The sequence below is a fragment of the Kribbella sp. NPDC026611 genome (genome assembly GCF_040638345.1).
In the GTDB taxonomy this organism is placed as follows: domain Bacteria; phylum Actinomycetota; class Actinomycetes; order Propionibacteriales; family Kribbellaceae; genus Kribbella.
In genome coordinates this window covers 454764-469974 of sequence record NZ_JBEZYC010000006.1, presented here as the reverse complement: position 1 = coordinate 469974, position 15211 = coordinate 454764, and the positions used below count along the sequence as shown (strand labels likewise).

Here is a 15211-nt window from a genome sequence, read left to right as displayed (position 1 = left end):
AGTGGGAGTGTGACAGATTGGTCGGGACGAGCAACTCAACGCGAACAAAAGCCTTGGACTTTCTATATTTTCCTTGGTTTAGTTATGGCCGTCTCCGCATTGACCCTGCTCCTCAGGGGGCCAACCCACGATTTCGGCGATTCTTGGTGGTCCGAGGGAGTTTCCGCCCTGGCCGAGGGATTGTTTGTCGCCAGCATTTTAGGATTCACAGTTGATCGCCTACTAAAATCTATTCTGGTGCGAGAGATAGCTAAACTTGCACTCACCACGATCTTCGGGGCAAATGCACCGCAGGAATATATAAGTAATCTACAGCTCGAACTGGAGTCGGTGCGCGCTATCACAACGAGCGCACAATGGACGATATATTTGGAATGGGAAGAGAAGCCTCGAACACTTAAGGTAACGTGTGACAACGAATCGATTGGCCGCAACATCTCCAGCGTTGAGGCTGAGCCGCGCAGTCCATGGTTGATCAGTTCAACCGAGGGCGCGCCGCAGGGGTACTTCGAGGAATACCGATACCGAGTGTCATCGCCAGTACCTGGATTGCGAATCGAGAAGTCCCATTCAGTGGATTACAACCGCGACCAGCTGGCGAAGATTGGCAAGCCTCATGGCGATGGCCGCATTGAACTTCCCGCTGCGAAGCTTGGAATAACAGCGCTTCCTCCAGGAGCCGCCAGCGTCCTCTTCATGCGCGGAACTTCGTTTCAGAACGTGCCGGGCAGCTTTCCGCTGATCTTTGGGAGAATTTGCCTGGAAGGCAAGATCAGAGTCCGCGGTCCAGCTCTCCCGGACCTACGCGTGGAAGTATTTCTCGGTATTGAAAAGCTGGAGGAGATGTCCGAGAGTGCGTCGGGAAGGTCGAACGATGGAGAGGGAGAGTCCGAGGGTTGGCCGAAAGAGCATACTTTCAGGACCGGGTTCACCTACCCAGGCGCAACAGTCAGAGTTGCGTGGAGTCCAGCAATATCACCCTTGGAACGCGCGGGTCGTCTGCGAGGAGAACGTGCTTGGTGGCGCCGTCGAAGCGCGGTTCGATTGGGCGATCCACCTCGCAGACATCCCGGAATTGCCTGAGTTGGTTCGCGACGAGGACAATGGCGACAATCGTTACGTCATCCACGTCGAGCCCCAATAGCAACGCTTCTCGCGGGAACTCATACGAGTGTCGTCTCCAATTGGATGCCTACGACATCGGGCGGCGTACTTGGGAGCGGCACCTGGTGCCTCGAAGCGAGCCCCCTCTGTGCGTGGAGGTGGTCTTCACGGCCGTTGCGAGCGTGCCAGGCAAGCGGTTGTGAGTCGACAGGAGTTTCGCACCGTCGTCGCAGCCGGTCCGCGACTCTGGACGGAGACTAACTCGAAGCCCGGCTCCAGGATCGCGGGGTACACCGCCCTGTTCGTGTGGCGGCTGGGGGAGGTTCTTCGCCTCGCGCCGGCCTGCGAATCTGCCGACATCAGCCCCGGGGATCTGCCATTCCGGCGGGTCCATGATCCGCCAGGCCCCCGCCCAGGGGGCGGGGGCCTTGAAGGGATGGTCAGACGGCGGGTGGGATGGCCACGATCTTGCCGTGGGTTTCGCCTGCCTCGGCCTGTTGGTGGATCGTGGGTAGTTCGCTCAGCGGCACGCGCCGGGCGATCGCCACGTCGAGGTCGCCGCTGTCGACCAGCGCCACGAGCTGCGAGAGCACGTTGGCGTCGGGATGGACGAAGATCGTTACCGCGCGCACGTTGCGAGCCTCGTCGCCGGGTGTCGGCACCGTAGGTGTCGTGGAGACGACCACACCCCCGTCCCGGACGAGTGGAACCAGGGCAGCGAACCCGTCGGGCGTGATCGGTGCCAGATTGAGCAGCACATCGACCGGCTCGGTCACCGCCTCGAGCACGGACGTCGCGGTGTGGTCGATGATCTCGTCCGCACCGGCCGCCTTGACGATCTCGATGCTGCGCGGGCTGGCTGTGGCGACGACGTACGCACCTGCGCGCTTGGCCAGCTGGACCGCGTACCCGCCCACCGGGCCGCCGGCACCGTTGATCAGGACCCGCTGGCCGGCCTTCAACCCGCCGGCCTCGAAGAGCGCCTGTGAGGCGGTGAGCCCGACCGACGGCAGCCCGGCGGCATCGGCCAGCGGGATGCGCGTCGGAGCCGTGACCAGGGAGTCCGCCGGAGCGACGACGTACTGCGCTGCCGAACCGTCGGCGTTCATGGGGATGAATCCGACGACGTTCTCGCCCACCGTGAAGCTGTCCACGCCGTCGCCGAGCGCGTCGATCGTGCCCGAGACGTCGTACCCCGGAATGTGCGGCAGCGTCACCGGGATCGGCACGAAGCCGCCGCGGATCCCGCCGTCAGCCGGGTTGAACGCCGAGCCGGCGACCTGGATCCGCACCTCACCCCTGCCCGGAAGCGGCTGGTCGGCGTCCTCGTAGCGCAGCACCTCGGGGCCGCCTGTCTGGTGGAACCGTACTGCCTTCATGATCTGTCTCCTCAGTATGTGCTTCGGATTCGAAGCAACTGAGATCGACCGTAGCATTGCTTCGAACTAGAAGCAAGTACTTCGAATTAGAAGCACTGATACGATGACCCCATGACCTCTTCGCCGCGGCCCTTGGATGCCACGCAGCTGGGCGCCTACTTCGCCCTCATCGAGGCGAGCAGCCTGCTGAAGCACGCGGTTGAGCAGCAGCTGCGCGACGCCGGGGATCTCAGCTACGTACAGTTCCAACTGCTGGCCACGCTGGGCGACGCTCCGGCGGGCAGCCGGCGGATGACCGATCTGGCTGACGGCGTCGTCTACAGCCGCAGCGGACTGACCTACCAGGCTCAGACGCTCGAGAAGCGGGGTCTGGTGACCCGCATCCAGTCCTCCGACGACGAGCGCAGCATCACCGTCAGCCTCACCGACGACGGACGGGCTGTGCTCGCGAAGGTCTTCCCGGGGCACATCGCGGTCCTCGACGACCTGCTGTTCTCCCCGCTGTCCGGCTCCGACATCGAGACCCTCGCCGATATCCTCGGTCGCGCCCGAGACCACATGCGTCGGACACCGCCGCGGTCGGCCGGACCGCGCCGGCGCAGAACAACACCCAGAACCGATCAGCCCGACTGACCGGTTGCGGCCAACCGGCTCAGCTGATCTGCGTGGCTCGTCATGCTGACCGTCATGAAGTTCGTACCGGTCGCACTGGCCGCCCTCCTGCTCGCCGCTTGCGGTTCCGTCGAGGAGCCCACCGGTACACAAAGCCCATCCACCCCAGCCGGCACGTCGCCGACGCCAACTGCCACGCCGCCCCCCGTTCCGCCGCCCAAGCCGACCCCGAAGCCGCGACCGGCACCCCACGCCAAAGACGGCAGGAACCTATCGGCCTGTGCTGACGGTGACTGCCAGGTCCTGGTCAGGAGTGGCCAGAAGATCAAGTTTCGCGGCAGCACGTTGGCGATTACCGTCGCCGGCGACACCGCCACCTTCGCCCTGACCGGAGCAATCCGTGGCGGCAGCGGAACTCTGACCGCGGACCCGCACACCTTCGGCGACACCGTAGTCATCGGCGCCATCCAACCCCGATCCGACGACCCGCCCGGCGTCACCCTCCGCGCACCGTACGCCGGCGACAACCAAGCAATCATCGACATCCACCTGGTTCCCTAACCAGGCGTTGGCCCAGAAGACCGCGGGTCCCGACAGCCCGGAGGTGGCCTTTCACGGTTGTCGGAAGCGTGCCAGGCTCGAGGTTGTGAGTCGACAGGAGTTTCGCGCCGTAGTCGCCGCGGGTCCGCGTGACCGCGCGGTCATCGTTGTGCCGTTCGATCCGGACCAGACGTGGGGCGCCAAGGCCGATCATCCCGTCGGTGGCACGATCGACGGCAGGCGGGTCCGCGGGAGGCTGACGTCGACCGGGAGCGGATGGGTACTGACCGTCACCCCGCTGTGGTTACGAGACACCGGCGTCGCGATCGGCGATGAGGTGACGGTCGAGCTGGCCCCCGAGGGCCCGCAACGCGAAGACCTTGCCGACGACATCGCCGCAGCACTGGAAGCCGACCCAGCCGCGGCCGCCTTCTTCGACACCCTGGCGCAGTTCTACCGCAAGGCGTACCTCCGCTGGATCGACGCCACCACCCGCCGACCAGATCTCCGCGCAGCCCGCATCGCTGAAGTGGTCAACCTACTCGCAGCCCAAACCAAACAACGCCCACGCCCATGACGCCCGACTCGAGCGCACACAGGAGTCCCGCCGGTGGGGCTCCCTGAGGGGCAGCGGTGTCAGGGAGCCCCGGCTGGGGGGTTAGGAGGAACTGACGGAGTACGAGTTGGTGGTGAAGTTCTGGCCGCCGGATGAGGAGGTGATCTCGAAGCCGAATTGGACTTCGCCGACGGTGGCGTCGCCCATCCAGCCGGCGTTGCGGATCCAGTTCAGGATCGCCTTGATGTCGAGGGTTCCGGAGTTGGTGTTGGACGTGCGGACGAAGGAGAAGACGGCGTTCGAGCCGTTGCTGCCGCGGTACACGTCCCAGGTGTGGCCGCCGACCGTCGTCGTGGTTTGCCTGGAGCCGATCGGGCCGACGGCGCCCTGCTTGTTGGCCCAGAGCATGATCTCGTAGGCGTTGTTGTCGGCCCAGATGTCGTACGTCGTCGTGTACGCACCGCTGCCGGGCCTGTTGACGGAGAAGTTGCTGGTCAGGCTGCCGAGTGCGCTGACCCGCCGGCCGATGTTGCGGGCGGAGTGCGGGTACGCCTTCACGCCGCCGGTGTTCGGGTGGTCGGCCCAGACTCCCCAGTTGCTGTAGGAGTTGGCCCAGATCGTCTGCGGGCCGGCGCCGCCGCCCCAGACGTCGTTGCGGATCGTGTAGCCGCCGTTGGACCAGGTGGCCCATTTGTCCGACGACGACCAGGCCGCGGCGTTCGCCGGTACGGCGGCCACCAGGCCCGCCGCGCCCGCCGCGAGTACTGCCACCACTGCTGTTACGGCTCTCCACCACTTTGTCATTACGGTTCCTCTCATCCTTGGGCGTTGAGATGAAGCAGAACTGGTCAGGCCGGCTCTCCGTACGGGATGCCGAAGCCGTTGGTCGACAGGTAAACGCGCCCGTACACGCGCGGATCACCGGTGATCGCCTCGCCGGTCGAGGCGTACTGATGGCGGTCGTCGTTCACCCGCACCCATGACGCACCGCTGTCGTCCGAACGGAAGATGCCGCGCACCCCGGCGACCTTGCCCGACGTGTACGCAGCCATCTCCCGCCGCCGCGGCGCGGCCTTGCCGAAACCGATCGTGTACGCCTCCTGGATCGATGCCAAGGGCAAATACGTCAGCCCGCGGTCGACCGAGCGGAACAATCCGCCCGCCCCCGTCGCCAGCCAGCAGTGGCCGGCACGATCCAGCACGGTCTCGAGCTTCCCCGCTCCGATCGGCAGGCCGCCTGCCGTCGCGGTGAAGGTTGCGCCACCGTTCGAGCTGACGTACGCCTGGCCGGCCGCGGGATCGAAGGCGTAGAACATCGCCGGATCGACCCGATCCCCCACCACCACCGCAGTGACCGGCAGCCCGGTGATCTCGGTCCAGGTCGCCCCACGGTCCCGGGAATAGTGCGCGACGACGTCACCCGGCGACCACACGATCGTCCGCGCGTCGGCACCGACCGCGGCTCGGCCGGTCTGTGTCATCCCGGCCGGCTCGCCGGTGAACGGCTGCCAACTCTTCCCGGCGTCGGTCGAATAGGCGCCGCGTTCGCCGGCGTTCGCATTCGCCAGCCGGACGACGAAGCCCGGTGCCAGGGCCGCATAGTCGAGACTTGGAGACGTCCCGCTGACCGGATTCGCCGCCTGTCCGTCCGGCGGTACGACGTCCAACCGGTCATGCCGATAGACGCCGATGTCGCCGAGCGCGCTGATCAACGGCGGCCCCCACGGCGGACTGATCAGGTCCAGTACGGCGGTCTCCTCGAGCCCCTGCGCGGCGACGGACCAGTGCGTACTGCGGCCCGCCTCCGCCTCGGTCACGTCGTCCGTACCGAAGATCGTCGCGCCGGTGACATAGAGGACCCTGTCCGAGTCGAACGGGTCGATCGAGATGTCCCCGATCATCCAGCCCAGCTTGGCCGTGCCGTGGAAGTTCAGGTACGGCGCTCCCGATGTGTCCAGCACGATCCGCTCACCGATCGAATGCCAGGTCCGGCCCCCGTCGATCGAGCGGAAGATGTCGTCGACCGGTCCCCAACGGCTCATCGTGGACACCATCACGGTGCCGGGACTGCGGGGATCCGTCGACAGACCGCCGTACCCGAACCCTGACTCGCCGCCGGTGTTCGGCCGGAGCGGGGTGATGTCGGTCCACTCGCCGGTTGCGGTGCTGAACTTGTGGACGGCGCCGTCATGCATCTCGTACGGCCCCGGCAGGTCGCCGTACGTGACGTAGATGTTGCCGTCGGCCCCTAGTTCACCGTGGTGCGGAAGCAGACCGGTCGGTTGGCCCGCCAGCGGTGACCAGGTCGCGCCGGCGTCCGTGCTGCGCCAGAGCGGGTTCGCAGGGTCGGACACGCCGGCGTAGACGGTGCCGTTGCGCGGGTCCACGAAGACGAAGCCGATACCGATGCCGGGGCTGCCGACGGCCGGGAAGCTGTCCACCCGCGCCCAGGTGACCCCGCGATCGGCGCTCCGCCAGAGGCCCTGGTTGCGAGTGCCGAGGTAGAGCACGCGGCCGTCGAGGGGATCGACCACCAGGCGCTCGCCCATCGAACGACCAGGCTCGTTGCCACCGAGCTTGAACGGCAGGTCAGTGCGCTCGAACGTCCGGCCCTGGTCGCAGGACCGCAGAATCGCGCCGTTGATCGGCGACCACTCGTTCGTGTACGTGCCGACCGCCAGGTACAGCCGTTGCGGATCCTTCGGGTCGAGCGCGAGGCTCTCGACCCCGGTCCAGTTCCACTCGTCCCAGCCGATCCAGTGCAGCAGCTGGACCCAGCGCTGGGTGCGGCCGTCGAAGCGGGCGGCGCCGCCGATGTCGGTCCGTGCATAGACCACGCCGCGTTTCGCCGGGTGGTGGATGATCCCGGTGACGAAGCCGCCACCGACGATCTCCACATTGCGCCAGCGATAGCCCCCAGCCAATGTCGACGGCGACGCAGCCGCTTGAGTGCCCCCGGCGGCGACCAACGCCGTACCGGTGCCCAGGGCAAGGAACTGTCTGCGTCCGAAGCTCATGCTCACCCCTTCACCGCGCCGATGATGACGCCCTTCTGAAAGTGCCGCTGGATGAACGGGTAGACCAGCAACACCGGCACGATCGCGATCACCACGATCGCCATCTTGATCGCGAGCCCAGGTGCCGGTTGCAGGCCCAGGCCGACGCCGGTCGCGATGCCGCCGGCCCCGGTCGGGAGGGCCTGTTGCTGCACGATGTAGGTCCGCAGCACCATTTGCAGCGGCCACTTGGTGTTGTCGTTGATGTAGAGCAGCGCGTTGAAGAACGCGTTCCAGTAGCCGACCGCGTAGAACAAACCGACGACCGCGACGACAGCCTTCGACAGCGGCAGCACGATCCGGCGCAGGATGGCGAGCTCACCGGCTCCGTCGATTCGGGCGCTGTCGATCAGCTCGGTCGGGATGCCCATGAAGAACGACCGCATCACGATCAGGTTGAACGCCGAGATCGCGGCCGGCAGGATCAGCGAGGCGTAGTGGTCGATCAGTCCGAGCGAGTTGACCAGCAGGTAGCTCGGGATGATGCCGGGCCCGAACAGGAACGTCAGCAGGACAACGAACAGCAGCGGCCGGTGGAACAACGATCCCGGCCGGGACAGCCCGTACGCCGCGAGCACGGTGATTCCGAGGCTGAACGCCGTACCGATCGCGGTGATCGCCACACTGATGACCAGCGCCCGCGTGACCACCCCGCCGGAGAGCAGCTGCACGTACGCCGCGACAGTGAGCTCCCGTGGTACGACGACCAGCCCGCCGGCTCGCGTCACGGCTTCGGTCGAGGACAGGCTGGTCACCACGACGACGTACAGCGGAAACGCGACCGCGAGCGCTATCAGCGTCAGCACGACCGGCTTGCTCAGACGATCGATGATCGTCGGTTCTTCCTCCCAGACAGCTCGTGTCGTCATGAGCGCGAATACACCCCCTGTTCGCCCACCATGTGCGCGAATCGGTTGGCCACCAGGACCAGGACGAGACCGACGACGCCCTTGAAGAGGCCGGCGGCGGCGCCGTAGCCGAAGTCGCCGACGAGCAGGCCCTGGTAGTAGACGTATGTGTCGAGCACCTCCGCGGCGCTGCCGCCGACGGCGCTGCGTTGCAGGATGAACTGTTCGAAGCCGACGGTCAGCGCGTCGCCGAGGCGCAGGATCAGCAGCAGCACGATCACCGGGCGCAGACCGGGCAGGGTGATGTGCCACAACCGGCGCCAGCGGTTCGCGCCGTCGGCCGCGGCGGACTCGTAGAGCTCCGGGTTGATAGTCGAGAGCGCGGCGAGGAACACGATCATTCCCCAGCCGGCGTCCTTCCAGACGGCCTGCGCGGTGACCAGCAGGATGAAGGTGTCGGGTTTCGTCATCAGGTCGACGGCCTGGTGACCGTGATCGCGCAGGGTCTGCGAGAGCAGGCCGGCGCCGCCGATCATCTGCTGGAACAGGGAAACGACCAGCACCCAGGAGAAGAAGTGCGGCAGGTAGACGATGCCCTGGACAACGTTGCGGATCTTCGCGGACAGGACGCCGTTCAGCAGCAACGCCAGCCCGATCGGGATCGGGAAGAAGAACACCAGCTGCACCGCGGTGATCGACAGCGTGTTCGCGACCGCGCGCCAGAACGCGGGTTCGGCGAACATCCGGCCGAAGTTCGCGAACCCGATGAAGTCGCTGCCGCGGATCCCGGCGTACGGCGAGTAGTCCTGGAAGGCGATCACGTTGCCGAGCGTCGGGAAGTAGTGGAACACGCCCAGCAGCACGATCACCGGTGCCACCATCACCAGCAACGGCCAGTCCCGCCGCAACCGGTGCCGGAACGTCGCTCCACCGCGCTTGCGCCGATGGCTGGGCTGTTTGGTCTCCTGTGTCTGCTCCGCCTCCACCGGAGGCTTAACGACCGTTGTCACTGAGAACCTTGGCGTAGAAGTCACGGCCTTCGTTGCCGCCGTTGTCCTGCCACTGCTTGACGGCAGTCTTCAGGTAACTGACCGGCTTGCGGCCGCGGTAGATGTCCTGCAGCGCGTCGTCGAACGGCTTGGCCAGCGCGGCCATCTTGGCCGGCTGCTCCACCCGGATGCCCTCGAACAGGTTCTTCTCCCGCACCTTGATCGCCGCGTTCTGCCAGCCGCACATCGACTGGACGTACCCCGGGTACTCGCTCTCGGTGATGGCGAGCGGACGTCCGCCGAGGAAGATGTAGGTCTGCGAGACCTCTTTCTGCCCGAGCGGCGTCAGCTTCGGCGCGCCGTTGCTCTGCCGCGTGTAGTGCTTGCCCTCGACCCCGTAGTTGTAGAGCTGGTACTCCTCGGTCCCGAACGGCGCGGAGGTGTAGTTCAGGACACCGAGCAGTTCCTTGACCCGCGCCTCGCCGAGGCCCTTCTTCACGAAGGTGAAGATCCCGGCCGGCTCACCGCTCCAGACGATCGGCGTACCGCCGTCGTGGGCGAACGGCAGCACCGGCTGCGGGTTGAACTTCGGGTTGATCGGCAGCTGCCGCTGCAGCGACTCGTGCCAGCCGCCGAGGCCGTTCTGCCGGATCAGGAACTTGCCGCCCTCGAACAGTGCGTTCTCGTCCGCGCCGCCGCCGGCGACGACCTCCGGGTGCACGTACCCGGACTGGAACAGCCTCCGGACGAAGGCCACGCCTGCCTCGAACTCCGGCGTCTCGATCTTGTTGACCAGCTTGCCGCTGGAGTCCTTGCGCCAGCCGCCCGGTGCTCCGAACGACCGGATCACCTCGTCGGAGACGCTGCCGAACGCCCACCGGCCGGCCTTGGAGTCGGTCAGCTGCTTGCCGAGCGCCAGCAGGTCGTCGGCGTTCTTCGGCGGCTCCGCGCCGAGCTGGTCGAAGAGGTCCTTGCGGTACATCATCATCCACGGGAACCCGTCCGACGGGAACGGGACGGCCTTGAGCTGGCTGTTCCAGACGCCGTAGGCCCAGGCGCGGGTCGGCAGGTTGGCCAGCATCGGGTACGCCGAGGCCTTGTCGCCGGCCAGGTACGGCGTCAGGTCCTCGAACAGCTTGTCCACGGCCTGCCCGAACCGGGTCAGTCCGGAGATGTTCCAGCCCGGGATGCAGAGCAGCTCCGGGACGTTGCCGGCCGCAAGGATCGGGCCGAGCTTGTCGCCGTAGTCGTTGCCGTTCAGGATGTTGAACTTGACCGGCGCGCCGATCCGCTGGTTGTTCGCGTCGAAGTACGAGTTGTTGGCCAGCGGCGGGATCGGGCTCCACAGCGGCGTCATCGCCGACACTTCCTTGCCGCTCGGCACCATCTTGTCCGGCACCGCGCGCTTCAGCTCGCTCGGGTAGTGCGTGAACCCCGGCGACGCGCCGTTCTCCCCCGGCAGGTCCGGCTTCACCGGTTCGTACTGGACGTACTTCGGTAACAGGCCGGACAGCTTGTCCTCGGTCTCGGCGCGCCCCGTCGTACTGGAACCTGAGCTGCCGTTGGAGCAGCCGGTCAGCGTGACCCCGCCGGCGGCGGCCGCCGCACCGGCGCCGAGCAGGGTGATGAAGGTCCGGCGGCTGGTTCCGCCGATCACTGGTCGGGTCACGTCGCATCCCCTAGACTTAGTTGGGCTGGTAGCCAAACAAATTAACGCAGAGCAGACGGTACGACAAGGTGTAGAACTGACCCAGAACTTCTTTCGACGGGACGGACCTTGATCACACAGACCGCGGACCACACCGACATCCGCGCCACCAACCTGGCGGCCGTGCTGGGCTTCCTGCGCCGTACGGCGCCCTGCTCGCGGGCCGCGATCGCGTCCGGGACCGGGCTGAACAAGGCGACCGTGACGAGCATCGTCGGCGAGCTGCTGGACCGGCGGCTGGTCCGCGAGACCCAGCAGACCCAGAACCACGTCGGCCGGCCGGCAACGCTGCTCGTGCTCGACGGATCGGCGTACGCCACGATCGGGCTCGAGGTGAGCGCCCGCGGCCTGACCGCGATCGGCTGCGACGCGGCCGGCGAGCAGGTACTGCGCTGGCACCGCGCCGGACCGGGCGTCGACGCCGGGCCGGCGAAGACGATCGCGGCGCTCGCTGCCCTGGCTCGCCGCGCGATCACGTCGGTGCAGTCGACCGGGCGGCGGGTGCTCGGCATCACGGTCGGCGTACCAGGGCTGGTGAATCGCGAGGGTGCGGTCGTGCTGGCCGCCGGGCTGGGATGGCGGGACGTGCCGCTGTGTGCCGAACTGGCCGCGGCGCTCGCGCGGCCGGACATTCCCGTGACCGTGGACAACGACGCGTCGCTGGGGGTGCTGGCCGAGCACCTGTACGGCGAGTACGCCGGTACGCCGAACCTGATCCAGCTCACCGGGGACACCGGCGTCGGCGCCGGGATCATCGCCGACGGCCGGCCGCTGGAAGGACATCTCGGGTACGTCGGGGAGATCGGCCACCTCCGCCTGATCCCCGACGGACCGCTCTGCCCCTGCGGCCGCCACGGCTGCCTCGAAGCCCTCGCCAGCCTCCCCGCCATCCTCGCCCGCGTCGACGCCTCGGCGGAGGAGGACGACTCACAGCACCAACTCGAGGCGCTGCTGAGGCGTGCCGATGACCGGGAGGCGGACGTCATCCAAGTGCTCACCGAGGCGGGCACCCACCTCGGCCACGGCATCGCGGCCCTTGTCAACATCCTCAACCCGGAGGTCGTTGTGCTCGGCGGGGCCTACGCCCTGCTCGCTGACCACCTGGTTCCCGCGATCGACAAGGCCCTGCGCGAAGCCACCATCGCCCCTGATGCCGGCGGCTGCACCGTCGTCGCGTCGACCTTCCCTCATACCGCTACTCCCCTGGGCGCCACTGCGCACGCCTTCACCCCGCTGACCAGCGGGCGCCTCCCCGGCTGAGCGCTCGGGAAAACGCGTACCTCGGGCCAGTGCCCGAGGTCTTGACCCTGGGCGCGCGGGATGCAACCCTCGGTTCAGCCCGTTTTGTCGAAGCGCTTCGATAACCGCCGTTGTCAGGGCACCGTCGAGACGTTTCGACTCACCCAGCCAACGGAGTCGATCGCCATGAGTACTCCAGCTCCCCCGTTCCGCGACCCGGCGCGGCCGATCGGTGAGCGGATCGCCGACCTGCTCGCCCGGCTCACTCCGGCCGAGAAGATCGCGCTGCTGCACCAGTACCAGGCGCCGGTCCCGCGGCTCGGCCTGGAGGCGTTCCGCACCGGCACCGAGGCCCTGCACGGCGTCGCCTGGCACGGGCCTGCAACGGTCTTCCCGCAGGCGATCGGCCTTGCCACGAGCTGGAGTCCAGACCTGGTTCGCGCGGTCGGCGACGCGGTGGGCGACGAGGTCCGCGTGTTCCACCAGAAGGACCCGGCCGGTGTCGGGCTGAACGTCTGGGCGCCGGTGGTCAACCCGTTGCGTGACCCGCGCTGGGGCCGCAACGAGGAGGGGTACGCCGAGGATCCGTGGCTGACCGGGGTGATCGCCACGGCGTACGGCGGTGGGCTGGCCGGCGACGACCAGCGGTACCTGAAGACGGCGCCGACGCTCAAGCACTTCCTTGCCTACAACAACGAAACCGGCCGGTGCACGAGCTCGAGCAACCTGCCCCCGCGGGTGCTGCACGACTATGAGCTACCTGCGTTCCGCGCGCCGATCGAGGCCGGCGCGGCCGTCGCGGTGATGCCGTCGTACAACCTGGTGAACGGACGGCCCGCCCACCTCACGCCACTGATCAACGACGTACTCCGGACCTGGACGACCGACGACGTGCTCGTGGTCAGCGACGCCTACGCGCCCGCCAACCTCTTCGGCCTGCAGCACTACCTGCCCGACGGCCCGACCGCGTACGCAGCCGCGGTCGTCGCCGGCGTGGACAGTTTCACGCAGGACGACTCCGATTCCGGCCCGACGATCGAACATCTCACGGCGGCGCTCGACCGCGGCCTGATCGCGCCTGCAGACCTCGAAGCCGCAGTACGGCGCGTGCTCGCGATCAGGTTCCGGCTCGGCGAGTTCGATCCGCCCGAGCTCGACCCGTACCACGCGCTCGAGCCGGAAGTGGTCAACTGCCCCGCCCACCGTCAGCTGGCCCACGACGCGGCCCGGCAGGCAATCGTGCTGCTCAAGCACGACGGTCAAGCCCTGCCCCTCGCTGCGTCGACGCTCACACGGGTTGCCGTCATCGGCCCGCTGGCCGGCGCGCTGTCCGCGGACGCGTACGCCGGCACGTTGCCTTATCAGATCACCGCGCTCGACGGCCTCCTCGAACGCCTGGGTCACCACCGGGTCGAGTACCACGAGGGCGTCGACCGCATCTCGCTCCGGGTTGCCGGTACGTCGTCGTACGTCACCGTCGGCCCGGACGCGGTACTGCGAACCAGCGCCGAGCGCGATGAGTTCGACCTGTTCGACTGGGGCGGGGGTGCGTGGGCGCTGCGGTCAGTGCTGAACGGGCTCCATGTGAGCGTTGACGATGACGGCGAGGTCGTAGCGGATCAGCCGGGGCCGAACGGGTGGGAGGTCAAGCAGACGTTCCGGCTCGTCCGGCAGGCTGATGAGGTGCTGATCCAGCATCGGCACAGTGGTCGCTACCTATCTGTCCACCTGGACGGAACGGTCGTTCTCGCCGACGAGGGCTCGGCCTTCGTGCTCGATGTCGTGGTCGACGGGGCCGCACGGGCCGCCGAGCTCGCGGCCGGCGCCGACGTCGCGATCGTTGTCGCTGGCAACCACCCGTTGGTGAACGGCCGGGAGACCGAGGACCGGGACAGCCTCGACCTGCCGGCCGCCCAGGATCGGCTGATTCGTCAGGTCCACGCCGCGAACCGGCGGACGGTCCTGGTCCTGAGCAGCAGCTACCCGTTCGCGATCGGCTGGGCCGAGCGGCACCTGCCGGCGATCCTCTGGTCCGCGCACGGCGGGCAGGAGTACGGGCGCGCGCTGGCCGACATCCTGTTCGGCGACCACGACCCGTCCGGGCGGCTGACCCAGACCTGGTACCACTCCGCCGCGGACCTGCCCGGCCTGCTCGACTACGACATCATCGCGGCTGATGCGACGTACCTGTACTACCGCGGCACCCCGCTCTATCCCTTCGGCCACGGCCTCAGCTACACCACCTTCACGTACGGCGATCTGCGGCTGAGCACACCGTCGATACCGGCGGACGGTGAGGTCCGGGTCACGTTCACCGTCACGAACACCGGCGACCGGGCCGGATGCGAAGTCGTTCAGTTGTACACGCACCAGCAACGGTCGCGCGTCAAGCAACCGCTACGGCAACTCCGCGGCTTCCGGCGCGTGCCGCTGCTCCCTGGTGAGAGCACCGACGTCGAGCTGACCATCGCCGCGACCGACCTCGGCTTCTGGGACGTGACCCGCGACCGCCACTGCGTCGAGACGGCCCCGCACAGCATCATGGTCGGCCGGTCGAGCACCGACGTCCGCCTGACGGCAACCTTCGACGTCATCGGCGAACAGATCCCACCCCGCTCCTTCGCCCACCTCCCGGCAACCAGCTTCGACGACTACAGCGCCATCACCCTGACCACCGGCAGCCCCGAGCGCGGCGACGCCGTCATCTCCCTGGAACCCCACGCCTGGCTGGCGTTCCACGACGTAGCAATGGACGCCCAAAGCAACTACACCCTCTCAGCCGCAAACCGAGGCCCCACCCAGGCCACCATCGAACTCCGCCTGGACGACCCCCTCCACGGCCCGCTCCTCACCACCACCCAAATCCCCCCAACCCCCCACCTCACCCCATTCACCGGCCCCCTCCCCCCGACAACCGGCACCCACACGCTCTACGCAGTCTTCTCCGCAGCGGACGTGGTACTAGAAGGCTTGACGTCGTAACAGCCGAGTACGCTCGTAACTGTCCTTGGGGTTCGGACGAACGATGGGCGGGAGATATGGCTTCCAGGTCCCCTTCCGAGGTCGAGGCAGCCGACCTCCGATGGCTCACCACGGACGACTATTCGTGGCTTCGGGCCGACATCCCGGCGCTGGCGGAGTTCGATCCGCGCAGTGTGTTGACCGGAGCCGCCGTCCTTC

Annotated in this window: 12 protein-coding genes; 6 read left to right on the top strand and 6 right to left on the bottom strand. The window is 67.4% G+C overall.

The window, feature by feature from the left end; genetic code table 11:
* Positions 1–9 precede the first annotated feature (9 nt).
* Positions 10–1083, top strand: a complete 1074-nt coding sequence (locus AB0E69_RS26585) for a hypothetical protein (protein WP_360151479.1) — start codon at positions 10–12, stop codon at positions 1081–1083.
* Positions 1084–1544: 461 nt separating this feature from the next.
* Here AB0E69_RS26585 and AB0E69_RS26580 read toward each other — a convergent pair whose 3' ends face one another.
* Positions 1545–2483, bottom strand: coding sequence for an NADP-dependent oxidoreductase (locus AB0E69_RS26580; protein ID WP_360151476.1), 939 nt, complete (start codon positions 2481–2483; stop codon positions 1545–1547).
* Between the two features lie 111 nt (positions 2484–2594).
* On the opposite strand from AB0E69_RS26580, the gene AB0E69_RS26575 reads away from it, so the two are divergent.
* From AB0E69_RS26575 to AB0E69_RS26565, 3 genes are all read left to right on the top strand, one after another.
* Complete coding sequence (locus AB0E69_RS26575; RefSeq protein ID WP_360151473.1) at positions 2595–3116, top strand: MarR family transcriptional regulator; 522 nt, start codon at positions 2595–2597, stop codon at positions 3114–3116.
* 54 nt (positions 3117–3170) lie between these two features.
* A complete protein-coding gene (locus AB0E69_RS26570) occupies positions 3171–3656 on the top strand; it encodes a hypothetical protein (RefSeq protein WP_360151470.1) in 486 nt (161 codons plus the stop codon).
* Positions 3657–3741: 85 nt separating this feature from the next.
* Complete coding sequence (locus AB0E69_RS26565; RefSeq protein WP_360151467.1) at positions 3742–4212, top strand: YdeI/OmpD-associated family protein; 471 nt, start codon at positions 3742–3744, stop codon at positions 4210–4212.
* 81 nt (positions 4213–4293) lie between these two features.
* Here AB0E69_RS26565 and AB0E69_RS26560 read toward each other — a convergent pair whose 3' ends face one another.
* Genes AB0E69_RS26560 through AB0E69_RS26540 form a run of 5 tightly spaced genes read right to left on the bottom strand, consistent with a single transcriptional unit; the run spans position 4294 to position 10753 of the window.
* A complete protein-coding gene (locus AB0E69_RS26560; protein ID WP_360151464.1) occupies positions 4294–4995 on the bottom strand; it encodes a hypothetical protein in 702 nt (233 codons plus the stop codon).
* A 44-nt stretch (positions 4996–5039) separates the two neighbouring features.
* Positions 5040–7208 carry a carbohydrate-binding protein gene (locus tag AB0E69_RS26555; protein WP_360151461.1) on the bottom strand — a complete coding sequence of 723 codons (2169 nt, stop codon included), beginning with the start codon at positions 7206–7208 and terminating at the stop codon, positions 5040–5042.
* 2 nt (positions 7209–7210) lie between these two features.
* Positions 7211–8116 carry a carbohydrate ABC transporter permease gene (locus AB0E69_RS26550; protein ID WP_360151458.1) on the bottom strand — a complete coding sequence of 302 codons (906 nt, stop codon included), beginning with the start codon at positions 8114–8116 and terminating at the stop codon, positions 7211–7213.
* Entirely contained in the window at positions 8113–9105 is a 993-nt protein-coding gene (locus tag AB0E69_RS26545; protein ID WP_360151455.1) for an ABC transporter permease subunit, read from the bottom strand. Before AB0E69_RS26545 ends, AB0E69_RS26550 begins: the two co-directional genes overlap by 4 nt.
* Positions 9089–10753: an extracellular solute-binding protein gene (locus AB0E69_RS26540; protein WP_360151452.1), complete on the bottom strand. Its 1665-nt coding sequence runs from the start codon at positions 10751–10753 to the stop codon at positions 9089–9091. The genes AB0E69_RS26545 and AB0E69_RS26540 overlap by 17 nt, the downstream gene beginning before the upstream one ends.
* Positions 10754–10861: 108 nt before the next feature.
* Between AB0E69_RS26540 and AB0E69_RS26535 the strand changes: the two genes are divergently transcribed.
* Both AB0E69_RS26535 and AB0E69_RS26530 read left to right on the top strand, forming a co-directional pair.
* Positions 10862–12052, top strand: coding sequence for an ROK family transcriptional regulator (locus tag AB0E69_RS26535; protein WP_360151449.1), 1191 nt, complete (start codon positions 10862–10864; stop codon positions 12050–12052).
* A gap of 165 nt (positions 12053–12217) precedes the next feature.
* Positions 12218–15013, top strand: coding sequence for a glycoside hydrolase family 3 C-terminal domain-containing protein (locus AB0E69_RS26530; protein ID WP_360151446.1), 2796 nt, complete (start codon positions 12218–12220; stop codon positions 15011–15013).
* The last annotated feature ends 198 nt before the right edge of the window (positions 15014–15211 follow it).